General features: G+C 64.6%; 31 protein-coding genes. 19 read left to right on the top strand and 12 right to left on the bottom strand.

From position 1 onward, the window contains the following. Nucleotides 1-56: 56 nt before the first annotated feature. Entirely contained in the window at nt 57-452 is a 396-nt protein-coding gene (locus tag VK792_RS10355) for a hypothetical protein (RefSeq protein ID WP_326297409.1), read from the bottom strand. Nucleotides 453-461: 9 nt separating this feature from the next. Between VK792_RS10355 and VK792_RS10350 the strand changes: the two genes are divergently transcribed. Then, complete coding sequence (locus VK792_RS10350) at nt 462-1025, top strand: DUF2199 domain-containing protein (protein ID WP_326297408.1); 564 nt, start codon at nt 462-464, stop codon at nt 1023-1025. Here VK792_RS10350 and VK792_RS10345 read toward each other — a convergent pair. Beyond that, nucleotides 1022-2104: a glycosyltransferase family 61 protein gene (locus VK792_RS10345; RefSeq protein WP_326297407.1), complete on the bottom strand. Its 1083-nt coding sequence runs from the start codon at nt 2102-2104 to the stop codon at nt 1022-1024. The two genes, VK792_RS10350 and VK792_RS10345, sit on opposite strands and share 4 nt — an antisense overlap. A gap of 74 nt (nt 2105-2178) precedes the next feature. On the opposite strand from VK792_RS10345, the gene VK792_RS10340 reads away from it, so the two are divergent. The 4 genes from VK792_RS10340 (at nt 2179) to VK792_RS10325 (ending at nt 5668) form a co-directional block, all read left to right on the top strand. Then, on the top strand, nt 2179-2820 hold the full coding sequence (locus VK792_RS10340) for an SDR family NAD(P)-dependent oxidoreductase (protein WP_326297406.1): 642 nt from the start codon (nt 2179-2181) through the stop codon (nt 2818-2820). Between the two features lie 151 nt (nt 2821-2971). After that, complete coding sequence (surE, locus tag VK792_RS10335) at nt 2972-3754, top strand: 5'/3'-nucleotidase SurE (protein ID WP_326297405.1); 783 nt, start codon at nt 2972-2974, stop codon at nt 3752-3754. Further along, entirely contained in the window at nt 3751-4395 is a 645-nt protein-coding gene (locus VK792_RS10330; RefSeq protein WP_326297404.1) for a protein-L-isoaspartate(D-aspartate) O-methyltransferase, read from the top strand. The genes surE and VK792_RS10330 overlap by 4 nt, the downstream gene beginning before the upstream one ends. A gap of 79 nt (nt 4396-4474) precedes the next feature. Next, the gene (locus VK792_RS10325) at nt 4475-5668 is read left to right on the top strand and encodes a LysM peptidoglycan-binding domain-containing M23 family metallopeptidase (RefSeq protein WP_326297403.1); all 1194 of its coding nucleotides are present in this window, start codon (nt 4475-4477) and stop codon (nt 5666-5668) included. A gap of 107 nt (nt 5669-5775) precedes the next feature. Here VK792_RS10325 and VK792_RS10320 read toward each other — a convergent pair whose 3' ends face one another. Further along, nucleotides 5776-6453, bottom strand: coding sequence for a helix-turn-helix transcriptional regulator (locus VK792_RS10320; protein ID WP_326297493.1), 678 nt, complete (start codon nt 6451-6453; stop codon nt 5776-5778). Between the two features lie 271 nt (nt 6454-6724). Here VK792_RS10320 and VK792_RS10315 point away from each other — a divergent pair, with 271 nt between their 5' ends. The 4 genes from VK792_RS10315 to VK792_RS10300 are packed head-to-tail and all read left to right on the top strand — an operon-like array spanning nt 6725 to nt 9206. Further along, complete coding sequence (locus VK792_RS10315) at nt 6725-6940, top strand: twin-arginine translocase TatA/TatE family subunit (protein WP_326297402.1); 216 nt, start codon at nt 6725-6727, stop codon at nt 6938-6940. A gap of 6 nt (nt 6941-6946) precedes the next feature. Further along, nucleotides 6947-7411, top strand: a complete 465-nt coding sequence (tatB, locus tag VK792_RS10310) for a Sec-independent protein translocase protein TatB (RefSeq protein ID WP_326297401.1) — start codon at nt 6947-6949, stop codon at nt 7409-7411. Beyond that, complete coding sequence (gene tatC / locus VK792_RS10305) at nt 7408-8358, top strand: twin-arginine translocase subunit TatC (RefSeq protein WP_326297400.1); 951 nt, start codon at nt 7408-7410, stop codon at nt 8356-8358. Before tatB ends, tatC begins: the two co-directional genes overlap by 4 nt. Further along, complete coding sequence (locus VK792_RS10300) at nt 8355-9206, top strand: ATP-binding protein (protein WP_326297399.1); 852 nt, start codon at nt 8355-8357, stop codon at nt 9204-9206. The genes tatC and VK792_RS10300 overlap by 4 nt, the downstream gene beginning before the upstream one ends. 144 nt (nt 9207-9350) lie before the next feature. On the opposite strand, the gene VK792_RS10295 is transcribed toward VK792_RS10300, so the two are convergent. Both VK792_RS10295 and VK792_RS10290 read right to left on the bottom strand, forming a co-directional pair. Next, entirely contained in the window at nt 9351-10493 is a 1143-nt protein-coding gene (locus VK792_RS10295; RefSeq protein ID WP_326297398.1) for a YhaZ family DNA alkylation repair protein, read from the bottom strand. Then, nucleotides 10493-11272, bottom strand: a complete 780-nt coding sequence (locus VK792_RS10290; protein WP_326297397.1) for an SDR family oxidoreductase — start codon at nt 11270-11272, stop codon at nt 10493-10495. The genes VK792_RS10295 and VK792_RS10290 overlap by 1 nt, the downstream gene beginning before the upstream one ends. A 137-nt stretch (nt 11273-11409) precedes the next feature. Here VK792_RS10290 and VK792_RS10285 point away from each other — a divergent pair, with 137 nt between their 5' ends. Then, nucleotides 11410-12426, top strand: coding sequence for a Hint domain-containing protein (locus VK792_RS10285; protein WP_326297396.1), 1017 nt, complete (start codon nt 11410-11412; stop codon nt 12424-12426). Between the two features lie 105 nt (nt 12427-12531). Further along, nucleotides 12532-14139 (top strand): peptide chain release factor 3, encoded by a 1608-nt coding sequence (locus tag VK792_RS10280; RefSeq protein WP_326297395.1) that lies wholly within the window; start codon nt 12532-12534, stop codon nt 14137-14139. Between the two features lie 77 nt (nt 14140-14216). On the opposite strand, the gene VK792_RS10275 is transcribed toward VK792_RS10280, so the two are convergent. Continuing rightward, nucleotides 14217-14603, bottom strand: coding sequence for a DUF6314 family protein (locus VK792_RS10275; protein WP_326297394.1), 387 nt, complete (start codon nt 14601-14603; stop codon nt 14217-14219). Nucleotides 14604-14712: 109 nt separating this feature from the next. Here VK792_RS10275 and purB point away from each other — a divergent pair, with 109 nt between their 5' ends. Further along, a complete protein-coding gene (gene purB, locus VK792_RS10270) occupies nt 14713-16020 on the top strand; it encodes an adenylosuccinate lyase (RefSeq protein WP_326297393.1) in 1308 nt (435 codons plus the stop codon). A gap of 134 nt (nt 16021-16154) precedes the next feature. On the opposite strand, the gene tgt is transcribed toward purB, so the two are convergent. After that, the gene (tgt, locus tag VK792_RS10265; RefSeq protein WP_326297392.1) at nt 16155-17282 is read right to left on the bottom strand and encodes a tRNA guanosine(34) transglycosylase Tgt; all 1128 of its coding nucleotides are present in this window, start codon (nt 17280-17282) and stop codon (nt 16155-16157) included. Between the two features lie 121 nt (nt 17283-17403). Between tgt and VK792_RS10260 the strand changes: the two genes are divergently transcribed. Then, complete coding sequence (locus tag VK792_RS10260) at nt 17404-18288, top strand: SPFH domain-containing protein (protein WP_435404841.1); 885 nt, start codon at nt 17404-17406, stop codon at nt 18286-18288. Beyond that, the gene (locus tag VK792_RS10255; RefSeq protein WP_326297390.1) at nt 18288-18557 is read left to right on the top strand and encodes an NfeD family protein; all 270 of its coding nucleotides are present in this window, start codon (nt 18288-18290) and stop codon (nt 18555-18557) included. The genes VK792_RS10260 and VK792_RS10255 overlap by 1 nt, the downstream gene beginning before the upstream one ends. 8 nt (nt 18558-18565) lie before the next feature. Here the strand turns inward: VK792_RS10255 and VK792_RS10250 are convergent, their stop codons facing one another. Next, the gene (locus tag VK792_RS10250; protein ID WP_326297389.1) at nt 18566-18778 is read right to left on the bottom strand and encodes a hypothetical protein; all 213 of its coding nucleotides are present in this window, start codon (nt 18776-18778) and stop codon (nt 18566-18568) included. Nucleotides 18779-18941: 163 nt separating this feature from the next. Between VK792_RS10250 and VK792_RS10245 the strand changes: the two genes are divergently transcribed. Genes VK792_RS10245 through VK792_RS10230 form a run of 4 tightly spaced genes read left to right on the top strand, consistent with a single transcriptional unit; the run spans nt 18942 to nt 20256 of the window. Then, nucleotides 18942-19304, top strand: a complete 363-nt coding sequence (locus tag VK792_RS10245; RefSeq protein ID WP_326297388.1) for an SUF system Fe-S cluster assembly protein — start codon at nt 18942-18944, stop codon at nt 19302-19304. A gap of 25 nt (nt 19305-19329) precedes the next feature. Next, on the top strand, nt 19330-19497 hold the full coding sequence (locus VK792_RS10240; RefSeq protein WP_326297387.1) for a hypothetical protein: 168 nt from the start codon (nt 19330-19332) through the stop codon (nt 19495-19497). A gap of 56 nt (nt 19498-19553) precedes the next feature. Next, nucleotides 19554-19943, top strand: a complete 390-nt coding sequence (locus tag VK792_RS10235) for a HesB/IscA family protein (RefSeq protein ID WP_326297386.1) — start codon at nt 19554-19556, stop codon at nt 19941-19943. After that, nucleotides 19930-20256, top strand: coding sequence for a TfoX/Sxy family protein (locus tag VK792_RS10230; protein WP_326297385.1), 327 nt, complete (start codon nt 19930-19932; stop codon nt 20254-20256). Before VK792_RS10235 ends, VK792_RS10230 begins: the two co-directional genes overlap by 14 nt. 17 nt (nt 20257-20273) lie before the next feature. Here the strand turns inward: VK792_RS10230 and VK792_RS10225 are convergent, their stop codons facing one another. Further along, the gene (locus VK792_RS10225; protein ID WP_326297384.1) at nt 20274-20858 is read right to left on the bottom strand and encodes a 2-oxoglutarate and iron-dependent oxygenase domain-containing protein; all 585 of its coding nucleotides are present in this window, start codon (nt 20856-20858) and stop codon (nt 20274-20276) included. A 120-nt stretch (nt 20859-20978) separates the two neighbouring features. Here VK792_RS10225 and tpiA point away from each other — a divergent pair, with 120 nt between their 5' ends. Continuing rightward, nucleotides 20979-21728, top strand: coding sequence for a triose-phosphate isomerase (gene tpiA, locus VK792_RS10220; RefSeq protein ID WP_326297383.1), 750 nt, complete (start codon nt 20979-20981; stop codon nt 21726-21728). A gap of 154 nt (nt 21729-21882) precedes the next feature. Here tpiA and VK792_RS10215 read toward each other — a convergent pair whose 3' ends face one another. The 3 genes from VK792_RS10215 to VK792_RS10205 all read right to left on the bottom strand — a co-directional run bounded on the left by VK792_RS10215 (nt 21883) and on the right by VK792_RS10205 (nt 25063). Further along, nucleotides 21883-23277: a TRAP transporter large permease gene (locus VK792_RS10215; RefSeq protein WP_326297382.1), complete on the bottom strand. Its 1395-nt coding sequence runs from the start codon at nt 23275-23277 to the stop codon at nt 21883-21885. Between the two features lie 4 nt (nt 23278-23281). Beyond that, on the bottom strand, nt 23282-23971 hold the full coding sequence (locus VK792_RS10210; protein ID WP_326297381.1) for a TRAP transporter small permease: 690 nt from the start codon (nt 23969-23971) through the stop codon (nt 23282-23284). A gap of 87 nt (nt 23972-24058) precedes the next feature. Then, a complete protein-coding gene (locus VK792_RS10205) occupies nt 24059-25063 on the bottom strand; it encodes a DctP family TRAP transporter solute-binding subunit (RefSeq protein WP_326297380.1) in 1005 nt (334 codons plus the stop codon). Nucleotides 25064-25462: the final 399 nt, after the last annotated feature.

Below are 25462 nucleotides of genomic sequence, written 5' to 3'. Positions count from 1 at the left end.
CGCACGGGCCGGGCAATCGCCCGGCCTGTCGCGCATCGCTGACACGGCCAGCGGCGTCAGCTCATCCCCTGGCAGCGCGTCCAGGTCTGCGCCGCTCCGTCATCGACACGGACCACGGCCTGCTCTTCCGACACCTGCCGCATGACGAACCAGCCGCCCGCATCGCTTTCGCCCTCGGGGATCAGGAATTCATAACGGTGCCGGCTGTAAAGCCCGTCTGTCACCGTCCCGCCGGGGGATGTGACCCGATCGCCGCGGATCGTGATCACCCCGCCCTCCGGCCCGCACCAATCGCCGCTGATTTCATCCGCAACTGCAAGACCGGGCAACACCAGTGCCCCCGCCAAGATCCACTGCCGCATCGCATCCTCCGCCTCGGAACCTGGGCCAGAGTGGCGCAGATCGCGCGGTTTGCCCAGCCCGGGCTTGACCTTGCCAACCGGACCCGACATGTCGCAGCCATGAACCTTCTTCCCCTCGACGCCCGCTGGCGGCGCTTCAACGACGAAACCCGGACCTGCCCCTGTTGCGGGCGGTCGTTCAACGGCATTTTCGACATCGGGCTCGACCACCCCGATTGCTGGCCACATGGGGATCGTCAGGCAACCGGCCGCGACATTCTCGACGCAGGCGAGGATCGCCTGTCGGCCGACCTCTGCCGCTGGGAACAGCACCGCTTCATCTGCTGCGTCCTGCCCTTGCCGATCCGTGGCAGCGACGAGGTGTTCCATTTTGCCGTCTGGGCCAGCGTCACGCCGGAAAACTTCTATCGCTACATCGACTTCTGTAACGGCGATGCGGGGTTCGACGGGTGTTTTGCCTGGCTGATGAACGATCTGCCCGGCTTCGAAACCGAAGAGCCGATCGCCTGCGACCTGACCCCCGGCACCGTTGCCGAACGCCCGACCCTGACCGCGCACGACGGACCGCTGGCCAAGGCTCAGCATGTCGGCATCAGCTTTGACGACCTGCTCGACATCTATGCCGCCTGCGGGCAGGATATCCGCCCGCACCTCACCGCCTAGCGCGCCGCGTCCAACGCCGCCAGAACCTGCCCCGGATCGGCGGAATAGGCATAGTGATATCGCCGCAAAGCCCACCTCGGCAGTTGCTGCACCCGCGCCGCCAGTGGCACCTGCGCGCGCGGCAACGGTCCCGATCCCGGCACCACCGTCAACATCAGGCCCAGCGCGCGGCAGGCCAGGTCCATCCACGGCTCCTGCACCGGCTCCGGCCGGATCTCGATCACCCGCGCGCCACGCGGCAGGAAAATCATGTTGGCCAGCGCCGCCCCCGAAGGCCCGATCAGCACATCGCGTCCCGCAACCTGCGCGCGCTGCTGATCCGGCGACAGCTTTTCGGGGCGTATGACATCGACCCCGCGCCCCGACAGCGCCGCCTCGATCTGCGCCTCCTCAACCAGGATGCGCCCGCTATAGCCGCGCCGCGACAGGTACACCGCCCCGCCCCGCCCGGCCGCCCCGGTCCCTCGCAGCCGCGCTGCCGCCGGGCGGATCAACGGACCGCATCGGTTGAGATAGGCGTTCATCGAGGTGACATAGACCAGCGTGCCGATGCGCAGCACCGGTTCGCCCCGTTCCCGCACCTGCACGCCGGCCATCTTCAGAACCGTGCGCGCCCAGTCCGGCAAGACCGGCGCCGTCGCGGGAACCTGCGCCAGGATGCCGGCATCGTCCAGCGCGCATACCCCTGGCAACGCATCGAACAGGAAATGGCCATAGTTCCGCGCCGCACCGCCCGCCATCCACAGCGCCGCCCGGTCGACCCGCGCCGCACCGCTGGCGGTGACTCGCCAGCCATCGCGGGTTTGCGTCGCTCCCGGCAAGCGTATCCGGGGCGGAACCTGCCCGGCGCTGGCAAAGGCAGGCCGCCCGGCACTGTCCACGATCAACCCCGCGCGCGGCAGCCACAGCGCATCGTGCAACACCACCAACGCCGCCCCGCCGGCGCCATCAGCCCCGGACGGCTCCAGCCAGTCCCAGCCATCCCACCCGGGCGCGGTGTCTGACGCCAGCATCTCCGCCAGCCCCGGCAGCCGGGGCAGCGTGTCGGTTTCCGGCAAAAGGCCCCGTCGCAAATCCATGCCCCCTTTTCCCCCGCGCCAAGCGGCGCTGCAAGCCCTTGACGCCTCCGGGCAAAAGGCGCACATCCGCATCCATGACCAGACCTGTTGCGCTTATCACCGGGGCTTCGCGCGGCCTGGGCTTTGCCCTCGCCGAACTGTTGTCCGACACCCATCACATCGTCGCTGTCGGGCGGACCGTCGGCGGGCTCGAAGACCTTGACGACCGCATCAAGACCCGGGGCGGCGACGCCACGCTTGCACCTATGGACATCACCAATGCCGACGCGATGGCGCAACTGTGCCGCGCGATCCACGATCGCTGGGGCGGCGCCGCGCTTTGGGTGCACACCGCGATCCACGCCGCGCCGCTGACGCCCACAGCCCATCTCGATGGCAAGGACTGGGAAAGATCGGTCGACACCAACCTGCGCGCCATGGGCCACCTCGTGCCCTACATCGGCGCGCTGCTGGGCGATACCGGCACTGCGATTTTCTTCGACGACCCCCACGCAGGAGCGCCCTTCTTCGGCCACTACGCCAGCACGAAGACCGGACAGATCGCGCTGGTCCGCGGCTGGCAGGCCGAATGCGCCAAGATCGGCCCTTCGGTTCGCATCCTGGCGCCACACCCGATGGCCACCGCCACCCGCGCCCGGTTCCATCCCGGCGAGGACCGCAGCAAACTGGCGACAATCCAGGACGAAGCCGCACGGCTCCTGCCCGAACTGCTCTGACCCCCTGCTTTCATCTTTCCAAAAATACTCAAAACGCCGCCCTGCGTGTCGGCGCCGGAGATTGAGTATTTGGAGAAAGATGAAAGACACTTGCTGTGCGCTTGCCCCGCCCCGGTGCTTTGCCTATTGAAGGGCAAAAGGGGTCAGAACCATGCGCATACTCATCACCAATGACGACGGGATCAACGCGCCGGGCTTACAGGTGCTCAAGACCATCGCCGAAGACGTCGCTGGCGCTGACGGCGAGGTCTGGACCGTTGCGCCCGCGTTCGAACAATCGGGGGTCGGGCATTGCATCAGCTATACCCACCCGATGATGATCATCCGCATGTCCGACCGCGTTTTCGCGACGGAAGGCAGCCCGGCGGATTGCGTGCTGGCCGGCTTGCACGAGGTGATGAAGGACGCCAAGCCCGACCTCGTGCTGTCCGGGGTAAACCGGGGCAATAATTCCGCCGAAAATTCGCTTTATTCCGGCACTTTGGGCGCGTCTATCGAAGCCGCGCTTCAGGGGGTGCCCTCAATCGCGCTGTCGCAATACCTTGGGCCCGAAACCGACCATGCCGCGCCGTTCTCGGCGGCGGAGGCTTTTGGCGCCGACGTCATCCGACGGATTCTTGCGCAGGATCCCGCTGAGCAGACCGGCTACCGGCTGTTCTATTCGGTCAACTTCCCGCCCGTGCCCGCCGCTGCCGTCAAGGGCATCCAGGTCACGCCGCAGGGCCGCCGCGAGGGCACCGTTTTCTCGGTCGAGCCGCACAGCGCACCGTCCGGACGGCAGTTCCTCTGGATCAAGGGCGGCGACCAGCGCGCGCCCTCGGCGCCCGGATCGGATGCGGCGGTGAACCTTGACGGCTATGTCAGCGTCACGCCGATGCGTCCCGACCTGACCGCGCAAGACAGCCTGGGCCGGCTGAAGGCCGCCTTTGAATGACCTTTGATGCCGAAGCCAAGATGCAGTTTCTCTACGCCCTTCGGTCGAAGGGCGTCACGGACCGCAACGTGCTGTCGGCCATGGAAAAATTCGACCGGGCGCAATTCGTGCGCGGGTATTTCGCCGACCGCGCCTATGACGACATGCCGCTGCCCATCGCCTGTGGCCAGACCATCAGCCAGCCCTCGGTCGTGGGACTGATGACGCAGGCGCTGCGGGTCCAGCCGCGGGACAAGGTGCTCGAGGTCGGCACCGGCTCGGGTTACCAGGCGGCGATCCTCAGCCAGCTGGCGCGCCGGGTTTATACCGTCGATCGCCACATGCGGCTGGTGCGAGAGGCGCGCGAAGTGTTCGAGGCGCTGGATTTGAACAACATCACCACGATCACCGGCGATGGCAGCTTCGGCTTGCCGGACCAGGCCCCGTTCGACCGGATCCTGGTGACGGCGGCGGCGGAAGACCCGCCGGGGCCGCTCTTGGCCCAGCTGAAGATTGGCGGTATCATGGTGGTGCCGGTGGGGCAGTCCGACACGGTGCAAAGCCTGATCCGCGTGACGCGGCTGGACACCGGCTTTGACTATGAGGAACTGCGCCCGGTACGATTTGTGCCGCTGGTCGAAGGTCTGGGCAAGGACGCTTGACCAGCGGGTAGATGTAACCATGGGTTGATAACGACGCCCCCGGACGTATTGGGGGCGCGCCGACATTGAGGAGTTCGAGATGCGCCAGTCCGCCCCCCGGAACCTGCTGCGCCTGTCTGTTGCCACGCTGGCCCTTGCGGCGCTTTGTGCGTGCAGCGACGGGTTCGATTTCGACATGCGTGGCAAGATGGGCGACAATTTCTCGACCGCCAGCGCCGCGCGGGCCGCCAGCGCCAAGCGGCCAGAGCCGGACAACCGAGGCATCCTGTCTTATCCGAACTACCAGGTCGCGGTGGCGCAACGTGGGGACACGCTGCAAACCCTGGCCGACCGCGTCGGCCTGCCCGCAGGTGAGCTGGGGCGTTACAACGGGGTCAAACCCGAAGACAGCCTGCGCCCGGGCGAAATCATCGCCCTGCCGCGCCGCGTCGCCGAACCGTCGCCCGCCACCGGCGCCGCCACCACCGGCCCGATCCGTCCGCCGTCGCAGGTGGACATCACCGAACTGGCCGAAAGCGCCATCGAAAGTGCCGAGCCGACGCCTGCGAAGCCCGCTGCGCAAAAGGCCCCCGACCCCCAGACCGGTACGGAACCGATCCGCCACAAGGTGGCGCGCGGCGAAACTGCCTATACGATCTCGCGGCTCTATGGCGTCAGCGTGCGGGCGCTGGCCGACTGGAACAGCCTCGACCGCAACTATACCCTGCGCGAGGGCCAGTTCCTGTTGATCCCGGTGGGTGCAGACCCGGTGGCTGCCCCCGCGGCCGAAGACGACGCCCCCATCCTGCCCGGCACCGGCTCGCCCACGCCGGAACCGCCAAGCGCGTCGAAACCGCTGCCGGCCGAGACCCCGCCGCCGGCGTCGGAGAAACCGGCCGTGCCCGCGGCCCCCGCGCTGGAAACCACCAAGCCGGTGACGCGCAACGCCGAGATGGGCTTTCCGGTCTCGGGCTCGATCATCCGCGAATACGCCAAGGGCCGGAACGAAGGGATCGACATTTCGTCCTCGGCCGGATCGCCGGTCAAGGCGGCGGCGTCGGGTGTGGTTGCGGCGGTGACTTCGGATGCCGACAACGTGCCGATTGTGGTCATCAAGCACCCCGACAACCTGCTGACGGTCTATGCCAACGTCGGGGATATCAAGGTGAAAAAGGACGACCGGGTCAGCCGCGGCCAGGCCATCGGCGCGCTGCGCCCGGGATCGCCGCCATACGTGCATTTCGAAGTGCGGCGCGGGTTTGACAGCGTCGACCCGATGCCGTTCCTGCAGTAAACGTCGGATCGGCGCGCGATTTTTCTTCGAAAAATCGTTGGGGGCTCCGCCCCCTCGGCCTTCGGCCTCACCCCGGAGGTATTTGGAAAACCAAAGACTTCCAGCGCTCAGGGCTGCTGACCGGATTGGTAGTCCTTCAACGTCTTGCCGGGTTCATCGACGAAGAGGCCCGGCAACACCCGGAGGGTTTCGATACGGTCGACACGGAAGACCTGGAACGTCTGGGTCGTTTCGCACCAGGCGGTCAGGGTCCAGAGCCTGCCCCAGTAATCCATGTGCAACGGCCGCACGATCCGACGGAAGCGCGCGCCGTCCTGACCCAGGTAGTCCAGTTCCAGCTTTTGCCGGACCCGGATCGCAGCGCGGATCGTCGGCATGTGGCGAAACCCCTGCGCGGCGCGGTCGAACGGATAGACCGAAAAGCCGAAACTGCCGCGGTTGGCGGCGGTGTCTTCGGGCAGCACCGCTTCGATCTTGGCAGAGAGCGAGGCGGCGGCCTTTTGCAATTCCGCGTCCTGTGACTGCCCCAGCACCGCGATGGATATGTGCAGCGCCTCAAGTTCGGCCAGCGTCAGGTTCAGGGGCGGCAGCGTGACGGCAGAGGTGGCCATGTACCCCGCCCCGCGCGCGCCTTCGACCGGGACGCCAGAGGCGGCGAGCGTGTCCATGTCGCGATAGACCGTGCGGATCGACACGCCCAGCGTGCGCGCCAGGTCTTCGGCGCGGTGCAGCTTGCCGTCACGCAGGATCTGGATCAGGTCGAACAGGCGGTCGGAACGCGACATGGCGGAACTGTCCTTGCGCAGGTGTTTCGGGCCGGGCCCCGGCGCGGGCGTCACCTTGGGGTGATTCTGGGCCGGGCCTGCCCAGTCTGCGAGCACTATACTGTCATTATCCTGTCAGTTGACAGCATCCTGTCAAAAGAGGTGCGATTTTCAGCCGCGCCGGACCGTGGAATGGTGCAATTGCGCTTCCGGTCGGGGGACAAAACCCGTATGTGGTGGGCCTGAATTTCCACCGGGCCGGTTGCGGCCCGCGGCTGCAAGGAGACATCCAATGCTCAACAACATCGGCCTTCCCGGCCTTCTTCTGATCGCCGTCGTCGTGCTGGTTCTGTTCGGCCGCGGCAAGATTTCCTCGCTCATGGGCGAGGTCGGCAAAGGCATCACCGCCTTCAAGAAAGGCGTCAAGGACGGCACCGAGGAACTTGAAAACCAGACCGCGGAAGAGGCCAAGGACGTGACCCCGTCGGAAGAAAAAGACAAGGTGTAAGCCGCGATGCTCGATCTCGGGTGGTCCGAGCTTTTGGTGATCGGCGTGGTTGCGCTGATCGTGGTCGGTCCCAAGGACCTGCCGGTGCTGTTCCGCAACATCGGACGGTTCGTCGGCAAGGCCAAGGGCATGGCGCGTGAGTTTTCCCGCGCGATGAACGATGCCGCCGACGATGCAGGCGTCAGCGATCTGCAAAAGACGCTGCGCGCCGCCACCAATCCGGTCAGCACGGCCATGGACGGCGTCAAGGACGCGGCCAAGACAATCACGCTCGACCCCGACAGCGAGACCGGCAAGCTGGCCGCCGAAAAGGACGCCCAGCGCAAGAAGATCGAGGCCAGCGCGGCCCGTGCCGCCGCCAACCGCAAAAAGCGCGAGGCAGAGGAAGCGGCCAAGAAGGCCGAGGCGCTGGAGGCCGAACTGGCCAGTGACACCGCCCCTGCCACGGACGATGCCAAGGACGAGAAATGAACGCCAACACCGACGATCTGGACGACTCCTCGGCCCCGCTGATCGAGCATCTGGCCGAGTTGCGCACCCGGCTGATCTGGTCGGTCGTGGCCTTTCTGGTCGGCATGGTGATCTGTTTCTCGGTCGGCGGCTACCTGCTCGACTTTCTGCTGATGCCGATCGAAAAGACCATGCGCGGTCTTGGTAATCCGAACCCGGTGATGCAGTATACCGCGCCCCAAGAGTATTTCTTTACCCTGATCCGGATCTCGGTTGTCGGCGGGCTGGCGCTGTCCTTCCCGGTCATCGGCTACCAGCTGTGGCGCTTCGTGGCACCGGGGCTGTACCGCAATGAAAAGAATGCCTTCCTGCCGTTCCTGATCGCGTCGCCCCTGCTGTTCCTGCTGGGCGCGGCATTCGCGCATTATGTCGTGGTGCCGCTGGCCATGGCGTTCTTCCTGGGGTTTGCCGACGTGCCCTCGATGGTGTCGGCCTATTTCGGCGGCGACGCATCCGCCGATGCAGCGGACCATGGCATCGACATCGTGTTCAACGGCAAGGTGAACGAAACCCTTGATATCACCCTGAAAATGATCGTGGCCTTTGGCCTGTGCTTCCAGCTGCCGGTTCTTCTGACGCTGATGGGCAAGGCCGGGCTTGCGTCGTCACGGGGGCTGCGGGCGACACGGAAATATGCCATTGTCGGCATTCTGACCGTGGCCGCGCTGGTCACGCCGCCGGACGTCACCACCCAGGTGATCCTGTTTACCGTGGTCTATGGTCTGTACGAGATATCGATCTGGCTGGTGCAGATGGTCGAGAAGAAGAAAGACGAAGAGGCCCGCGCCGAGGGGATCATCGGCGAAAACGAGAGCCTGTTCGACGACCCCGCCGATTTCGACGATCCGCTGATGAAGGAATTCGACGAGGACGATGAGGACGACGCCGACAAGAAGGCGGACAAGTGAAGAAGTCCCAGGCCCTGACACGCATTGCCGAGGCGCTGGAGCGTCTGGCTCCGGCCCCCGGCGCAGCCCCCGATTTCGCCGGTGCCGAAGCCTTTGTCTGGCACACCGAGCCCGATCGGCTGGAACCGGTGGCGAAAGTCAGCCGGGTTGATATCGGCCTGCTGCTGGGGATCGACAGGGCGCGTGACACGCTGTTGGAAAACACCCGCCAGTTCGCCGCCGGTCTGCCCGCCAACAACGCGCTGTTGTGGGGCGCGCGCGGCATGGGCAAATCCTCGGTCGTGAAGGCAGTCCATGCCGCCGTGCGCGCCGAGGGCCACGATTTGAAGATCGTTGAATTGCAGCGCGAAGACCTGCCGTCGGTATCGCGCCTGCTGAACCTGTTGCGCACCGCGCCCGACACGCGGTTCCTGCTGTTTTGCGACGACCTGAGCTTCAGCCATGACGACCAGCACTACAAATCGCTGAAGGCAGTTCTGGATGGCGGGATCGAAGGCCGGCCCGCGAACGTGTTGTTCTACGCCACCTCGAACCGCCGCCACCTGATGCCGCGCGACATGATCGAGAACGAACGATCGTCGGCGATCAACCCGTCAGAGGCGGTTGAGGAAAAAGTGTCGCTGTCAGATCGGTTCGGGCTGTGGCTGGGCTTCCACCCCTGTTCGCAGGACGAGTACCTGGCAATGATCCGTGGCTATTGCGACGCCTATGGCGTGACCGTGTCGGACGAGGACCTGCGCGCCGAGGCGATCGAATGGCAAGCCACCCGTGGTGCCCGCTCGGGCCGGGTGGCGTGGCAGTTCTTCACCGACCTGGCCGGGCGCAAGGGCGTGGCGATCTCTGTCTGACACGCAGACCGGAACGGCAGCGCCGCGCCAGGGAATCCGGGGGCGCGCGGCTGTGCCGCGCTTGGGGGCGCTGCCCCCAAACCCCCGAGGTATTTGGAAAACCAAAGACATAGGTGCGCGGCTTTGTGTGACCGGTGCGGCTCCCTAGGTCAGGTCGAACACCGTGCTTGCGCGATCGACGCCATTCACCTGTAGCGTCAGGCCATGAAGGCCGGGATGCAGGCGGAACGTGCTGGCCTCGGCCTTGAGCTTGTGGCGTTTTTCCAGCGTGACGGGTCGACCCGGGAGCAGGTCCATCGCCTTGAGCTTGAAGACCTTTTCACCGCTCTTGCCGTTCGGGCGCGCGAAGCGCAGGCGGTAGTCGACCAGGGCCTTGCACCGGGTAGGCGCGGTGAGGTGCACGCGAAACAGCAGCGGATCGCCGCGCGCGCAGGTTGGCGTCAGCAGTTCCAGCCGCGCGTCGATCGGCGCGTCGCTGGCATAGCCCAGAAGCGAGAGCGCCGCGGGTTCGCCCCGCTTGACCGCGGTGCGCAGGGCGTGGCGGGTGATCCAGGCGATCTCGCTCGCCTCCTGCTTGTTCGCCGCGTGCCACTGGCGCAGGTGTGCCAACACCCGCTCGGGCGCGATCCTGGACAGGTCGTTCATGTGGTTCGCCACCGACCGCGTGACGTAACGGGTGGGATCGCTGTGCAGCACATCGAGAAACCGCAACGGCACCAGCGGGTCGAGTGTCAGCCGCTTTGCCCAGGGCAGCCTTGGCCGGGTGCCTTCGCTGACCAGCCGGCGGACGTGGTAATTGTCATCCCGGGCCCAGTCGTCCAGCCGTGCCAGGGTTTCGTCGGGCCAGCGGTTCAGGAAGGGGCGGATGTAGAACTCCATCGAAAACCGCCGGGTCGCGGCATAGAGCAGATCGAGCGCGCGGTCGTGGTGATGCTCCAGCCCGTGGCGCACCGCCAGGATGCCGGGCACGGCATGGATGAACCGGCCGAAGTCATCGTCGCGCCGCGTCGGGTCCAGTTCCGGCGGCAGCGCGGCCTCGAGCGCCTCTGCCATCGCGGGGAAGCCTTGCGGCAGCTGTGCCGCGACGCAATCGGCGATCCAGTCGAGCCGCTCCAGCAGCCCACGCCCGGGCAGGCCCGCCAGCACCTCTGCCTGGAACCGGCCAGCGTCGAACCCTGGCAACACCGCATAGTCGGCGGCAAGATCGGCCACCGACGCCGCGTTGAACAGCTGATCGGACAGCGAAACGCCCGCGCCGCCGCCCTGCCCGTCCGGCCCCCGCGCCATCAGAGCGTTGCGTTGACGCCGCCGCCGTCCAGCAGGATGTTCTGCCCGACGATAAAGCCCGCCTTGTCCGAACACAGGAACGCACAGGCCGCGCCGAATTCCTCGATCGTGCCGTAGCGCTGCGCGGGTATGCCGCCGGTACGGTCCTTGCGGGCCTGTTCCATCGTGATGCCCTGGGTGGCCGAAATCGACTTTTCCAGCGCCACGATCCGGTCGGTGTCATGCGACCCCGGCAGCAGGTTGTTGATCGTCACGCCAAAGGGCGCCACCTGCCGCGCGGTGCCCGCGACATAGCCCGTCAGCCCGGCGCGCGCGGAATTGGACAGGCCCAGCTGCGGGATCGGCGCCTTGACGCTTTGCGAGGTGATGTTGACCACCCGGCCCCAGCCCCGCTCCATCATCGCCGGTACCAGCGCCTTGATCAGCGCGATGGGGGTCAGCATGTTGGCATCCAGCGCCTTGATGAAATCCGCGCGGTCCCAGTCGGTCCACATCCCCGGGGGCGGGCCGCCGGCATTGTTGACAAGGATATCGGCCCCTTCGGCCGCCGCGATCACCGCTGCCTGCCCCTCTGGCGTGGTCACATCGGCGGCCACGGTCACCACCTCGACGCCATGGCGGGCACGAATCTCTGCCGCTGTTGCCTCCAGCATCTCGACCCCGCGCGCGTTCATCACAAGGTTGACGCCTTCGGCCGCCAGCGCCTCGGCACAGCCGCGGCCAAGCCCCTTGCTCGACGCGCAGACCAGCGCCTTTTTCCCGCGAATACCCAGATCCATCCGAAATCTCCCTGTTCCGTGACCGCTGTCGACAAATCGCCGAACAGCCGGCCATTTGAGGACACATTGACCTGCGATAGGATGAAGGTCCATCCCTGCGCGCGGCCAAACCCCGCGCCACAACAGTTCCTGGTGCCATGTCCCGTCAGCGATCCAAACCCCATGTCCAAAGCGTCAGCGTTTATGCCGCCTCCGATCTGCGCGTCGTGAACGGTGCCAACGACGGCGACACGCTCAGCTATGCCGAAGACCTGATGCTGGACGATGTCTATGAACTGGCCACCGACGCGCCCGAACGCACCCTGCGGTTGGTGGCGGACCGGATTCCGCCCTACCGTGTGGCCCGCGACAGCGATATCGGCACCCCGGGCGCGGATCTCTACCTGGATGCCTGCCTGACCTTCATGACACCGCAAGGCGACACGACAGAGGCGCTGATCCTGGTCGAGGTCACGACCAACGGCAATGCCGCCGCCGTCTACCTGATGCCGTTGTCCCCGCTGGCGCCGAAAACCGGCCTGACACTGGTCGGCATCTCGCCCGAGGCGGCGCTACAGAAATTCGCCCAGATGGCCTGCGTTTCCTTCACCGCGGGTACCCACATCACGATGGCGACCGGCGAACAGCGCCGCGTCGAAGACCTGAAGATCGGCGACCGCGTCCTGACCCGCGACGCCGGCCCGCAGGAAATCCGGTGGCTCGGCCAGACCACCCTGCGCGCCACCGGCAGCTTTGCCCCGGTGCTGATCCGCGCGGGCGTGCTGAACAACCTGGGCGATTTGCGGGTGTCCCCCGATCACCGCCTGTTCATCTATCAGCGCAATGACGAACTGGGCGCCGGCCGTGCCGAACTGTTGGTGCGTGCCCGTCACCTTGTGAACGGCGACAGCGTGCGTTTCGACCCCGGCGGGTTCGTCGATTATTACCAGATGCTGTTCGATCAGCATCAGATCGTCTTTGCCGAAGGCATCGCAGTCGAATCCATGATGGTCGACAGCCGCACCTCTGCTGCCCTCCCGCCAGAGATGCAGGCCGCGCTCGACCAGCTCCTGCCCGGCCACTCGCAAACCTCGCACGACGATCTGGAGGTCGAGCGCAAGCTTTTGCGCGGCGCGGATACCGCCGACCGGCTCAGGCGGTCATCGACGGGCTGAGCCACATCGCATGCGCATACAATGTGCATGGATTGTGCATCGATTGTGCCCATCGGACTCGCGATTTTCTTGCCAAGCCGCACGCGCCGAAATATACGGCGCGCCATGCTTGACGCCGCACCCAACCGCCCCGACCTTCCCGCCGAGATCGCCCGGCGCCGAACCTTTGCCATCATCTCGCATCCCGACGCGGGCAAGACGACTCTGACCGAGAAATTCCTGCTCTACGGCGGCGCCATCCAGATGGCCGGTCAGGTCCGCGCCAAGGGCGAGGCGCGGCGCACCCGGTCGGACTTCATGAAGATGGAACAGGACCGTGGCATCTCGGTCTCGGCCTCGGCAATGTCATTCGATTTCAAGACCTTCCGCTTTAATCTTGTCGATACACCGGGGCACTCGGACTTCTCGGAAGACACCTATCGCACCCTGACGGCGGTGGATGCGGCGGTCATGGTGATCGACGGCGCCAAGGGCGTCGAAAGCCAGACGAAAAAGCTGTTCGAAGTCTGCCGCCTGCGCGACCTGCCGATCTTCACCTTCTGCAACAAGATGGACCGCGAAAGCCGAGACACGTTTGAAATCATCGATGAAATCCAGGAAAACCTGGCCATCGACGTGACCCCGGCAAGCTGGCCCATCGGCATGGGGCGTGATTTCCTGGGGTGTTATGACCTGATCCACGACCGGCTGGAACTGATGGACCGCGCCGACCGCAACAAGGTCGCGGAAACCATTGAAATCAAAGGGCTGGATGATCCCAAACTGGCCGAACACGTGTCCGCTCACCTGCTCGTACAGTTGCAGGAAGAGGTCGAGATGGCCCGCGAACTGCTGCCCACGCTCGACCCGCAGGCGGTACTCGAAGGGCACATGACCCCGATCTGGTTCGGCTCTGCCATCAACAGCTTCGGCGTCAAGGAACTGATGGACGGAATCGGCGAATACGGCCCCGAGCCGCAACCGCAATCCGCCGAGCCACGCCAGATTTCTCCCGAAGAAACAAAGGTTTCCGGCTTCGTCTTCAAAGTTCAGGCGAACATGGATCCCAAGCATCGCGACCGCGTCGCCTTCGTCCGCCTTGCCTCCGGCCACTTCCGGCGCGGCATGAAACTGACCCATGTGCGCAGCAAGAAACCGATGGCCGTGTCGAACCCCGTGCTGTTCCTGGCCGCCGACCGTGAACTTGCGGAAGAAGCCTGGGCGGGCGACATCATCGGCATCCCGAACCACGGCCAGTTGCGCATCGGCGACACCCTGACCGAAGGCGAAACGCTCAAGGTCACCGGCATCCCCAGCTTCGCGCCGGAACTCTTGCAAGGCGTGCGCGCGGGCGATCCGATGAAGGCCAAGCACCTGGAAAAGGCGCTGATGCAATTCGCCGAGGAAGGCGCCGCCAAGGTCTTCAAGCCGATGATCGGCTCCGGCTTCATCGTCGGCGTCGTCGGCGCTCTGCAATTCGAGGTTCTGGGCAGCCGCATCGAACTGGAATATGGCCTGCCCGTCCGGTTCGAGCCCTCGCAATTCACCTCGGCCCGCTGGGTCACCGGCCCCAAGGCGGCGGTCGACAAACTGATCAACGCCAACAAGCAGCACATCGGTCACGACAATGACGGCGACGTGGTCTACCTCACCCGGCTGCAATGGGACATCGACCGCGTGATCCGCGACTATCCCGACGTGACCCTGTCCGCGACCAAGGAAATGATGGTCTGACCCGCCGCTCTTTCATCTTTCTCCAAATACTCCAGGGGTGAATGGGCCGCAGGCCCAGAGGGGGCAGAGCCCCCGCCTCACCGCCGGTACACGCTGTCCATCAGATAGTCCTTGCGCGGCCCCGTCACCCGCCAGACCGCCCGCCAAACGGGCCAGCCACTGAAATCATACCGCACCCGGTAATCGTCCGCCTCACACCAATGGGCCGCCTCCGCACCGATCCGGTGAAAGAACCGCCCGTCGTCGAAACAGACGACAATCCCCTGCCCGTCCTCGCGCCAAAGATACCGCCGCTCCGCCTGGAACCGGCCGGCGGGGGCGTCCAGCCACCCCCGCTCCTCGTAAACCAGCCCGATCCCGTCCGGCACGAACGCCGCTTCACCGGAAAACCGCGCCGGGCCGCCCAAACGGTCCTCGATCACCCGCTCCAACCGCCAGCGCCCCTCGAAATCCGCCAGTCTCACCGCGTTCCCCCATGGCAAACCGCCTCAGCCCCCGCGCGATGCCTTGCCCCGCACGCCCCCCCGGTCTAAACCCGCGCGCAATTCCCGAACAACCACGAAAGCGCGCGCCATGATCCCCCGCTATGCAAGACCCGAGATGACCGCCATCTGGGAGCCCGCCACCAAGTTCAAGATCTGGTATGAAATCGAGGCCCACGCCTGCGACGCCCAGGCCGCGCTTGGCGTGATCCCCAGGGAAAACGCCGAAGCCGTCTGGAAAGCCAAAGACGTGGAATTCGACGTCGCCCGCATCGACGAGATCGAGGCGGTGACCAAGCATGACGTGATCGCCTTCCTCACCCATCTCGCCGAACATGTGGGCAGCGACGAGGCCCGCTTCGTACACCAGGGCATGACCTCCTCGGACGTGCTCGACACCTGTCTGAACGTGCAGCTTGTCCGCGCCGCCGACATCCTTCTGGCCGATCTCGACAAGGTACTGGCCGCGCTCAAGAAACGCGCGTTCGAGCACAAGATGACCCTGCGGGTCGGCCGCAGCCACGGCATCCATGCCGAACCCACCACCATGGGTCTGACCTTCGCCCGCTTCTACGCCGAGATGGACCGCAACAAGGCCCGCCTGCAACAGGCCCGGGCCGAGGTCGCCACCGGCGCCATCTCGGGCGCGGTCGGCACGTTCGCAAATATCGACCCCGCGGTCGAAGACCACGTCTGCAAGATGATGGGCCTGACCCCGGAACCGATCAGCACCCAGGTCATCCCGCGCGACCGCCACGCCATGTTCTTCGCCGTGCTCGGCGTCATCGCCTCCAGCATCGAAAACGTCGCGATCGAGATCCGCCACATGCAGCGGACAGAGGTTCTGGAAGGCGCGGAATTCTTCTCGATGGGCCAGAAAGGCTCCTCGGCCATGCCGCACAAGAAAAACCCGGTGCTGACCGAAAACCTGACCGGCCTCGCCCGTCTCGTGCGGATGACGGTGATTCCGGCGATGGAAAACGTGGCGCTCTGGCACGAACGCGACATCTCGCACAGCTCGGTCGAACGGGGCATCGGCCCCGATGCCACCGTGACGCTCGATTTCGCCCTGAACCGTCTCGCGGGTGTCATCGACAAGATGCTGATCTTCCCCGACAACATGCGCGACAACATGAACAAGTTCCCCGGGCTGGTGATGAGCCAACGTGTTCTTCTGGCACTGACCCAGGCCGGCGTCAGCCGCGAAGACGCCTATGCCATGGTCCAGCGCAACGCGCTGAAAGTCTGGGAAGACCGCGTCGATTTCCGCGAACAGCTGCTGGCCGACGCGGATGTCGTCGCGGCCCTCGGCACCGACGGCATCAACGAGAAATTCGACATGGGCTACCATACCAAGCACGTCGACACGATCTTCGGGCGCGTCTTCGGCGAAAGCTGACAGTCCAGATCATCTTGCCGGAAAATATCCCGGGGGTGAATGGGCCAAAGGCCCAGAGGGGGCAGCGCCCCCTTTCCCCCGCCCGGGCTTGCCCGGGCTTCCATTGCACGCCGCCCGCCGGGCGGCGTTCCGCGCTACAGCGGCTCGATATCCCCAAGCGCCCGGGTGGCGTGGAACTCCGCCTCCCAGGCGTCGAACCGTCCCTCGGCGATCGCGGCGCGCATCCCCGCCATGATCTCCTGGAAATAATGCAGGTTGTGCCAGGTCAGCAGCATCGAGCTGATGATCTCCTGCGCGCGGAACACGTGGTGCAGGTAGGCCCGGGAATACCCGGTGCAGGCCGGGCAGCTGCAGGCCTCGTCCAGCGGCCGCGGGTCGTCCTGGTGGCGGGCGTTCTTGATGTTCAGCACGCCGCGCCGGGTGAACACCTGCCCCGTGCGCCCCGACCGGGACGGCAGGACGCAATCCATCATGTCGACCCCGCGTTTCACCGCGCCCACGATGTCATCGGGTTTGCCCACCCCCATCAGGTAGCGCGGCTTGTCCTCGGGCAGCATGTCGGGCGCATAGTCCAGGCAGCCGAACATCGCCTCCTGCCCTTCGCCCACGGCCAGGCCCCCGACGGCATAGCCGTCGAACCCGATCGCCTTCAGCGCCTCGGCGCTTTCGCCCCGCAGGTCTTGTTCCAGCCCGCCCTGCTGAATGCCGAACAGCATGTGCCCGGGCCGGTCGCCGAAAGCCTCGCGCGAACGCGCGGCCCAGCGCATCGACAGCCGCATCGACTGGGTGATCCTGTCGCGATCCGCGGGCAGTGCGGGGCATTCGTCGAAACACATCACGATGTCCGACCCCAGCAGGCGCTGGATCTCCATCGAGCGTTCCGGCGACAGCATGTGTTTCGACCCGTCGATATGGGATTTGAAGGTCACGCCCGCCTCGGTCAGCTTGCGCAGCCCGGACAGGCTCATCACCTGGAACCCGCCGGAATCGGTCAGGATCGGCCGGTCCCAGTTCATGAACCTGTGCAGCCCGCCCAGCCGGTCGATCCGTTCCGCGGTTGGCCGCAGCATCAGATGGTAGGTGTTGCCCAGCAGGATATCGGCACCGGTGGCCCGCACACTTTCCGGCAGCATCGCCTTGACCGTCGCCGCCGTGCCCACCGGCATGAAGGCCGGGGTGCGGATCTCTCCGCGCGGTGTGGTGATCACCCCGGTGCGCGCCTTGCCGTCCTGCGCCAGCTTCACAAAGCCCGTCTGCGCCATCGCCTGTCGTCCTTTCCTTGCAACCCCGGTGGATTACCCGTGCCTGTCACTGGTTGCAATCATCCGTCATGCCTATATCAAACCCTCAGTGATTTTGCGAAAGGACACGCCCGTGCCGCCCATCCTTGAAGAGTTTCTTGCCTCCAACCTTGGCTACCTGCTCCTGGCGGTTCTGTTCGTCATCCTCGTGCTCAGGGCGGTGCGGATCGTGCCGCAATCGGAAAAACACGTGGTCGAACGGTTCGGGCGGCTGCATGCGGTGCTGGGACCGGGCATCAACATGATCGTGCCCTTCCTTGACGTGGTGCGACACAAGATTTCGGTTCTGGAACGCCAGTTGCCGACCATGAGCCAGGACGCCATCACCAGCGACAACGTGCTGGTCCAGGTCGATACAAGCGTATTCTATCGCATCACAGAGCCGGAAAAGACCGTCTACCGCATCCGCGATGTCGATGCCGCGATTGCAACCACCGTCGCCGGGATCGTCCGCGCCGAGATCGGCAAGATGGAACTGGACGAGGTACAATCGAACCGGTCACAGCTGACCGCCGCGATCAAGGCCGCGGTCGAAGACGCGGTCGATGCCTGGGGGATCGAGGTGACCAGGTCCGAGATCCTGGACGTGAATCTGGATGCCGCCACCCGCGAAGCGATGTTGCAGCAGTTGAACGCCGAACGCGCCCGCCGCGCCGCCGTGACAGAAGCCGAGGGCCGCAAGCGTGCGGTTGAACTGGCGGCTGATGGCGACCTTTATGCCGCGGAACAGGCCGCCAAGGCGCGCCGCGTCACCGCCGAGGCCGAAGCCTATGCGACCGAGGTCGTGGCCAAGGCGATTACCGAAAACGGGTTGGACGCCGTGCAATACAACGTCGCCCTGAAACAGGTCGAGGCGCTGAATGCTCTGGGGGCCGGACAAGGCAGCCAGACCGTTGTTCTGCCCGCGCAGGCGCTGGATGCGTTCGGCAATGCCTTTGCCATGTTCAAACCGAAAGGCGGTGCCTGATGGCATGGCTATCGCTGTGGTGGGTCTGGCTGTCGGCGGCGCTGGCGCTGGCCATTCTGGAAGTGCTGGCGCCGGGGTTCGTTTTCCTGGGTTTCGCGCTTGGGGCGCTGGCGGTCAGCGTGCTGGTTGCGCTGGGTCTCAGCCCCGCAGCGTCGATCCTCATGGCGCTTTGGGCCGGTCTGTCGCTGGCGGCATGGATCGGTCTGAAACTGGCGTTTCGTGGCCCCAAGAGCAACCGAAAGATCATCCGCGAGGATATCAACGACTGAGGTGCGCCTCAGTTCATCAGCGCGCGGCGCGGCAGGTCCAGGATTTCGACCATGTGCGGCAGGGTCACCAGTACCCGGCGATCCGCGTCATCGCGAAACCCGTAACCGTTCATCGCCAGGCGGCGGCGCAGATCGGCATCGTCCACCGCGCATTGCAGATCCGTTGCGATCAGGTCGTGAACGCGGGTGCGGGTCAATGCGTCGATCTTAGGCAGGGTCATGGTGCGGTCCTCTCGTCCCTTGTGTGCGCGGTATGGTTGCATTTCGCGGGTTGATTCGGGCTTCAATATGACCTGTTTGTGAAAAATGCCTCGGAGCGCGCGGCCTTTACCCCGCCGGCGATATTCCCTATATCTTCACTCAGGTAAGATCGAAGGACCGGATATGACCGAAGCAACCCAGCCCATGGAAGGCACACCGCTGATTGCGCCTTCCAGCACAGACCATCCGCTGTACGAGCAGATCGTCGAAGCGTGCCGGACGGTGTATGACCCGGAAATCCCGGTGAATATCTATGATCTGGGGCTGATCTACACGATCGACATCACCGATCAGAACGAAGTCCGGGTGCTGATGACGCTGACCGCACCGGGCTGTCCGGTGGCCGGTGAAATGCCCGGCTGGGTCGCCGACGCGATCGAACCGCTGGCCGGCGTCAAGCAGGTCGACGTGGAAATGGTTTTCGATCCGCCCTGGGGCATGGAAATGATGTCCGACGAGGCGCGGCTGGAACTGGGGTTCATGTGATGCCCGCAGCCGACAGGCGCGTGGCATGATGCGCCGGGGCGTTCTGGCGCGCGCCGCGATTGGTCTGACCGGCGGGTTCGTGCTTGGCCAGATCGCCCTGTTTTTCGCCACTGAACAGGCCCGTCGGGCAATCGCCGCCCATCTGGCCATTTTCGACCATCAGATTACGGCTTTCATGTCCGTGCTGTTCTGATGTCCTCTTGAGCGGAACCGCTTCAACCCCTACCTTTCCCGGAAAGGAGAGCCGCAATGTTCACCATTCCCGGCAAACAGGCCGTGACCCTGACCCCTGCCGCCGTCAAGCAGATTCACAAACTGATGGAGCGCGACGGACGTGCCGGTCTGCGCATCGGTGTCAAGAAAGGCGGCTGCGCAGGCATGGAATATACCATGGACTACGTCGATACCGCCGACCCCAATGACGAGGTGGTTGAACAGGATGGTGCGCGGGTGATGATCGCGCCAATGGCACAGATGTTCCTGTTCGGAACCGAAATCGACTTTGAGACCAGCCTGCTGGAATCGGGGTTCAAGTTCCGCAACCCGAACGTGGTCGATGCCTGCGGCTGTGGGGAGTCGATCAAGTTCAAGGACGTCGAGGAACTGCGCGCCGAACAGGACAGCCATGGCGGTCAGTGACGGCGATATCGCCTTTGCCGTGGACCTGTTTTCGGGGCTGGGCGACATCACCACGCGCAAGATGATGGGTGGACTGTGCCTGTATCACGATGGCACCATCTTCGCGATCATCGGCCCGGACGGGGCCTTGATGATCAAGGGCGCAGGGGCCTTTGCCGACAAGCTGGACGCGATGGGCTGCACCCGCTGGGAATATACCCGCAAGGACGGCGCACATGCGGCCATGCCCTACTGGACCCTGCCACCCGAGGCGCAGGACCACCCCGACGCCGCAGAGGCGCTTGCACGTGAAGCCCTGGCGGAACTGCGCTAACCGGCCAGCCGACGGGCTCAGCCCTTCGTTTTCATATGGACATAGGTTTCGGCAAAGCGCTTCGACAGGTGTTCGCCCGCCATGATCACCGCGTCGGACCCCATGGGCGCGACATTGGTGTCAAAGTTCGGGTTGAAGAACATCGGGACCGAAATCCGTTCCTGCGACGACCCCACAACCCGGTGCAGCGTTGCCTTCACCCGGCCACGGGTCCACATTTCCAGCATTTCGCCGAAATTGATGACGAAATCACCGGGGGCGACGCGGACCGGCAGGCCGGCCCGCGGATCCCCCGCGGGCAGTTCAAAGCCGCAGTCGAAGACCTGTTTGTAATCGGGATTGGCGTCGGGATCGACATGTTCCGACAGAGGCGCGCCCCACTTCCGGTTGGCCCCGGTCAGCGCCATGTTGACCACCTGTTTGTCCGCCTCTGGCAGGGCAAAGAATGCGCGGTAGGCGGCGAGGACGTCCCGCATCCGGGCGGGCGTGATCGCGGTTTTGGTCACGGTCATGAACCCGATGCCTTCGGCGGCGGATTTCAGCGTGGCAAGTGTTTCCACGTCGCCGGCGGCAATTTTCGCGGCATCGAGTCTGGGGATCATCCCGCGCTCCGTCCAAGGGATGCGTCGTCATAGCAGGGGGCGAATGCGGCGCAAGGGCTTGACCTTCGGCCTGCCCCCGCGATGATGTCGCGGGTCCCAGACAACGATGGAGAACAGGGTATGCGGAGAAAACTGGCGGCGGGCAACTGGAAGATGAACGGGCTTCGGGCCGCGCTGTCGGAACTGGAGGCGCTGGCGCCTACCCTGGCCGGAGAGGCCGAAGTGCTGATCTGCCCGCCCGCCACGCTGATCTCTGCCGCCTGCGAAACCGCTCCCGACGGGCTGGCCATCGGCGGGCAGGATTGCCACCCCAAGGACAGCGGCGCGCATACCGGCGACATCTCTGCCGAGATGTTGAAGGACGCGGGCGCGAGCCATGTCATCCTGGGCCATTCCGAACGCCGCGATGACCATGGCGAAAGCGATGCGGACGTGCGCGCCAAATGCGCCGCCGCCTGGGCGGCGGGTCTGACCGTGGTGCTGTGCTGCGGCGAAAGCCTGACCCAACGCGAGGCGCAAGACACCCTGGACATCATCGGCGGCCAGCTTGCGGGGTCGGTACCCGATGGCGCGACGGGTCATAACCTGGTGATTGCCTATGAGCCGATCTGGGCCATTGGCACCGGGCTGATCCCGACGCTGGACCAGATCGGAGAGGTACACGATTTCATTCGGATGCGGCTGGAACGCCGCTTTGGCGCCGGTGTCGGCCGGTCGGTGCGCATCCTCTATGGCGGTTCGGTGAAACCCGGCAACGCGGCCGAGATCTTTGGCGTGTCGAATGTCGATGGCGCGCTGGTCGGCGGGGCGTCCCTGACCGCCGCGGATTTCCGGCCGATCGTCGAGGCATTGAACGCCTCGGCCCGCTGACGCTGGCGGACCGGTGGGGGGCCAGCCCCCCACACCCCCCGGGATATTTCCGGCAAGATGATGGGAAGGCCGGTCTGTCCGGCCAACGCGGACTGGCAGACAGGAAAACGGCGCCCTTTTCGGGGCGCCGTTTGTTTTTTCGGCCGGGTCGGGCCTAGTTCGTGATGATCTCTGGTCCCATGATGCTGATCGGCAGCCATGTGCTGATCCAGGGGATGTAGGTCACCATGATCAGGAAGACGAACAGCACCGCCAGGAATGGCAGAGCCGCCCGCACAACCCGCATCATCGGCATCCCCGCCACGCCCGACGTGACAAAGAGGTTCAGGCCCACCGGCGGAGTGATCATGCCGATTTCCATGTTCACCACCATGATGATGCCCAGGTGGATCGGGTCGATGCCAAGCTGGATCGCGATCGGGAAGACCAGCGGGGCGACAATCACGATCAGGCCCGAGGGCTCCATGAACTGCCCGCCGATCAGAAGGATCACGTTGACGATGATCAGGAACATCACCGGGCCAAAGCCTGCATCCAGCATCGCGCTGGCAATCTGCTGCGGGATCTGTTCGTCGGTCAGCACGTGCTTGAGGATCAGCGCGTTGGCGATGATGAACATCAGCGTGACCGTCAGCTTGCCGGCCTCGAACAGGGTTTGCCGGGTGTCGCGGTGAAAGAAGGCCGTGACCAGCGCGATCGGTTTGTCGATCAGGGTCAGCTTGCGCTTGTCGTCCCCCTGGTTCAGGGGCCCCATGTCCCGGTAGACGAAGACCGCGACAAGGAAGGCATAGACCGAGGCCACCGCCGCTGCTTCTGTCGGGGTGAAGATCGCGCCGGTGATACCTGGAATGCCATAGATGCCCACCATGATGATCACGATCAGCATCAGCCCCCAGAACGCGTCGCGGAAGCTTGAGAAGATCTCTCCGAACCCTTTCCATTCCCCGGCGGGCATGTTGCGGATGCGGGCCATGACGTAGATCGTGATCATCAGCATGGTGCCCGCCATGATCCCCGGGATCACGCCCGCGAGGAACATCCGCCCGACCGAGACGTCGGTGGCGCTCGCATAGACCACCATCACGATGCTGGGCGGGATCAGGATGCCAAGGGTGCCCGCATTAGCGATGACGCCGGCGGCGAAATCCTTGGAATATCCCGCTTGCCGCATGGCCGCGATGACGATAGAGCCGATCGCCACCACGGTCGCGGGCGACGAGCCGGACAGCGCGGCAAAGAGCATGCAGGCAAAGACACCTGCGATGGCAAGGCCGCCGCGCAGGTGGCCGACGCAGGCGATGGAAAAGCGGATGATCCGTTTCGCCACGCCGCCCGTCGACATGAAGCTGGAGGCCAGGATGAAGAACGGGATTGCCAGCAGGGTATAGTGACCTGCCATCGCCTGGAACAGCGACTGCGCCACAGAGGCCAGCGAGGTATCCGACAGAACCAGCAGGAACAGGATCGACGACAGGCCAAGGGACACCGCGATCGGCACGCCGATCAACATCAGTCCGACGACCATGGCAAAGAGAATTGCAACTTCCATGGGATCAGCCCTCGCGGTTCATGTGGGCGACGTCATCGACGGCGTCTTCGGCTTCGTGGCTGACGATCAGGCTGTCGGACTGACCGGTCCAAATCCGAACGGTGGCCTGAATAAAGCGGAACAACAGCAGCGCCATCCCGAAAGGCAGGATGAAATAGGGAATAAAGCGCGGCACTTTTTCATAGGCGTCACCGTCGTTCATGATCGGTTCGATCCACCGCAGCCAATCGGGCATCGGCAGTTCCAGCACCTCGTACCAACCGCGATAGCTGGTGCGCTTCATCTCTTCCAGCCCGGTGGGCAGCCAGCGCCCTGTGGTTTGCGGCAGGTTGGCGAAATTGGCCCAGTAATCCCAGGCCCCCTTCATCAGCAGGACCGCGTAAAAGATGCACAGCGCTGCGGCGATCAGGGCCAGAACGCGCCGTACCGGTGCGCTGACCATGCCCGTAACCGCATCCACGCCCAGATGCGCGGTCACCTTGACCGCATAGCTGATCCCGAACAGCACCAGCCAGGCGAACAGGAAGGTCGTCGCCTCAAGCCCCCAGCTCAGCCCGTCGCGAAAGACATAGCGCAGCACCACGTTGACGAAGGTGATGATGGTCATCATTCCAAGGATCACGGCAATCGCCGTTTCCTCGAAATCGTTCACAAAGCGGCCCAATGCCGATTGCGGCTCATATTGGGAAGACATCGCACTCCCCCCTGACGATGTAAGGATGGATCGGGAAAACCCGGCCCCAACGCGTGCGGGGCCGGGCGTAGCCTGATATGAAAACGATCAGTGCTTGGCGTTGATCGCCTGCGCGGCGTCGATGTTGTCCTGGCCGACATCGCCCTCGAACTGCTTCCAGACCGGCAGCATCGCATCAACCCAGGCCTGGCGCTGGTCGGCGTTCAGTTCGCGGATCACGCCGCCGGCATCCAGGATCGCCTGGCGGGCTTCGGCGTCGACCTGGCCCACGGCGGCGTTGCGCGAGGTGGTGACCTCTTCGAGGATGGTCGCCAGCTGGGTGCGCACGTCGTCGGGCAGGCTGTCCCACCAGTCGGTCGAGGTCACGACCATATAGTCGATGATGCCGTGGTTGGTTTCGGTCGTGCCGTCCTGAACCTCAAAGAACTTCTGGCCATAGATGTTCGACCAGGTGTTTTCCTGACCGTCGACAACGCCGGTCTGCAGTGCGCCGTAGACTTCCGAAAAGGCCATCGGCTGCGGGCTGACGCCAATCGCTTCCATCTGCGCCTTGATCACTTCTGACGGCTGCACGCGGAACTTCAGACCGGCGGCATCGGTTGGCAGGACCAGCGGCTTGTTGGCCGACATCTGCTTCATGCCGTTGTGCCAGAACTGCAGGCCCAGCAGGCCGCGCTTGACCATCGATTCCTTCATCGCCTGGCCGGTTTCGCTGTTCTGGAATTCATCCACGGCCGCAATGTTTTTGAACATGAACGGCAGATCGAAAATACGGAACTTCTTGGTGAACTGCTCGAACTTCGACAGCGACGGCGCGGCCAGTTGAACGTCGCCTTGCAGCATCGCTTCCAGGACCTGGTCATCGTTGTACAGGGTCGAGTTCGGGAAGACCTCCATGCAGGCCTTGCCGTTCATCTCTTCGTTGACGCGGTTCATCAACAGGGTCGCGGCAATGCCCTTGGGGTGTTTGTCGCTGTTGGTCACGTGGCTGAACTTGATCACGATCTCGCCGTCGTCACAGGCAGCCATCGCGCCGGTTGCGCCTGCGGCCATCAGGGCCACGGTGCTTACGGCCAGTGCAAATTTCTTCATGTCATCCTCCCAGGATTTTCAAAGTCACAATTCAAGGTGCCCTCCAGCACCTTCACGGCGAAGTGAACACATGCCACCCACACCCCGGCAAGAGATTTAATTTCACATTTAAATTCAATTAGATAACGATCCTTGCGAAACAGCATGTCACGCAACCCGCACAACCACCCACGCAAACCGTGCGGAATTCCACACAGCCCCGCATGTCTTTGGTTTTCCAAATACCTCGGGGGAGTCGCGGGCCAGCCCGCGACGGGGGCAGTGCCCCCGAAAACCGCCGTGGGGCCCCCCCGGGGGGGGGGGCGGGCCCCCCCCCCCCCCCTCGGGTATGTAATGCCCGAATACATCCCGCTCGACCTGCCCGAGACCCCGCGCCTGGCGCAGAACATCCTCCATTTC

The organism is Mesobacterium hydrothermale, from assembly GCF_035818635.1.
Taxonomy (GTDB): Bacteria; Pseudomonadota; Alphaproteobacteria; order Rhodobacterales; family Rhodobacteraceae; genus Mesobacterium_A; species Mesobacterium_A hydrothermale.
Note: the sequence above shows the minus strand (reverse complement) of the source record. Positions and strands in the feature narration are given on the sequence as shown.

What these genes read in the sequence shown, in the direction of transcription:
- VK792_RS10355 (WP_326297409.1), bottom strand. Translation starts at nt 452, where the DNA reads ATGTCGGGTCCGGTTGGCAAGGTCAAGCCCGGGCTGGGCAAACCGCGC.
- VK792_RS10350 (WP_326297408.1), top strand. Translation starts at nt 462, where the DNA reads ATGAACCTTCTTCCCCTCGACGCCCGCTGGCGGCGCTTCAACGACGAA.
- VK792_RS10345 (WP_326297407.1), bottom strand. Translation starts at nt 2,104, where the DNA reads ATGGATTTGCGACGGGGCCTTTTGCCGGAAACCGACACGCTGCCCCGG.
- VK792_RS10340 (WP_326297406.1), top strand. Translation starts at nt 2,179, where the DNA reads ATGACCAGACCTGTTGCGCTTATCACCGGGGCTTCGCGCGGCCTGGGC.
- surE (WP_326297405.1), top strand. Translation starts at nt 2,972, where the DNA reads ATGCGCATACTCATCACCAATGACGACGGGATCAACGCGCCGGGCTTA.
- VK792_RS10330 (WP_326297404.1), top strand. Translation starts at nt 3,751, where the DNA reads ATGACCTTTGATGCCGAAGCCAAGATGCAGTTTCTCTACGCCCTTCGG.
- VK792_RS10325 (WP_326297403.1), top strand. Translation starts at nt 4,475, where the DNA reads ATGCGCCAGTCCGCCCCCCGGAACCTGCTGCGCCTGTCTGTTGCCACG.
- VK792_RS10320 (WP_326297493.1), bottom strand. Translation starts at nt 6,453, where the DNA reads ATGTCGCGTTCCGACCGCCTGTTCGACCTGATCCAGATCCTGCGTGAC.
- VK792_RS10315 (WP_326297402.1), top strand. Translation starts at nt 6,725, where the DNA reads ATGCTCAACAACATCGGCCTTCCCGGCCTTCTTCTGATCGCCGTCGTC.
- tatB (WP_326297401.1), top strand. Translation starts at nt 6,947, where the DNA reads ATGCTCGATCTCGGGTGGTCCGAGCTTTTGGTGATCGGCGTGGTTGCG.
- tatC (WP_326297400.1), top strand. Translation starts at nt 7,408, where the DNA reads ATGAACGCCAACACCGACGATCTGGACGACTCCTCGGCCCCGCTGATC.
- VK792_RS10295 (WP_326297398.1), bottom strand. Translation starts at nt 10,493, where the DNA reads ATGGCGCGGGGGCCGGACGGGCAGGGCGGCGGCGCGGGCGTTTCGCTG.
- VK792_RS10290 (WP_326297397.1), bottom strand. Translation starts at nt 11,272, where the DNA reads ATGGATCTGGGTATTCGCGGGAAAAAGGCGCTGGTCTGCGCGTCGAGC.
- VK792_RS10285 (WP_326297396.1), top strand. Translation starts at nt 11,410, where the DNA reads ATGTCCCGTCAGCGATCCAAACCCCATGTCCAAAGCGTCAGCGTTTAT.
- VK792_RS10280 (WP_326297395.1), top strand. Translation starts at nt 12,532, where the DNA reads ATGCTTGACGCCGCACCCAACCGCCCCGACCTTCCCGCCGAGATCGCC.
- purB (WP_326297393.1), top strand. Translation starts at nt 14,713, where the DNA reads ATGATCCCCCGCTATGCAAGACCCGAGATGACCGCCATCTGGGAGCCC.
- tgt (WP_326297392.1), bottom strand. Translation starts at nt 17,282, where the DNA reads ATGGCGCAGACGGGCTTTGTGAAGCTGGCGCAGGACGGCAAGGCGCGC.
- VK792_RS10255 (WP_326297390.1), top strand. Translation starts at nt 18,288, where the DNA reads ATGGCATGGCTATCGCTGTGGTGGGTCTGGCTGTCGGCGGCGCTGGCG.
- VK792_RS10250 (WP_326297389.1), bottom strand. Translation starts at nt 18,778, where the DNA reads ATGACCCTGCCTAAGATCGACGCATTGACCCGCACCCGCGTTCACGAC.
- VK792_RS10245 (WP_326297388.1), top strand. Translation starts at nt 18,942, where the DNA reads ATGACCGAAGCAACCCAGCCCATGGAAGGCACACCGCTGATTGCGCCT.
- VK792_RS10240 (WP_326297387.1), top strand. Translation starts at nt 19,330, where the DNA reads ATGATGCGCCGGGGCGTTCTGGCGCGCGCCGCGATTGGTCTGACCGGC.
- VK792_RS10235 (WP_326297386.1), top strand. Translation starts at nt 19,554, where the DNA reads ATGTTCACCATTCCCGGCAAACAGGCCGTGACCCTGACCCCTGCCGCC.
- VK792_RS10230 (WP_326297385.1), top strand. Translation starts at nt 19,930, where the DNA reads ATGGCGGTCAGTGACGGCGATATCGCCTTTGCCGTGGACCTGTTTTCG.
- VK792_RS10225 (WP_326297384.1), bottom strand. Translation starts at nt 20,858, where the DNA reads ATGATCCCCAGACTCGATGCCGCGAAAATTGCCGCCGGCGACGTGGAA.
- tpiA (WP_326297383.1), top strand. Translation starts at nt 20,979, where the DNA reads ATGCGGAGAAAACTGGCGGCGGGCAACTGGAAGATGAACGGGCTTCGG.
- VK792_RS10215 (WP_326297382.1), bottom strand. Translation starts at nt 23,277, where the DNA reads ATGGAAGTTGCAATTCTCTTTGCCATGGTCGTCGGACTGATGTTGATC.
- VK792_RS10210 (WP_326297381.1), bottom strand. Translation starts at nt 23,971, where the DNA reads ATGTCTTCCCAATATGAGCCGCAATCGGCATTGGGCCGCTTTGTGAAC.
- VK792_RS10205 (WP_326297380.1), bottom strand. Translation starts at nt 25,063, where the DNA reads ATGAAGAAATTTGCACTGGCCGTAAGCACCGTGGCCCTGATGGCCGCA.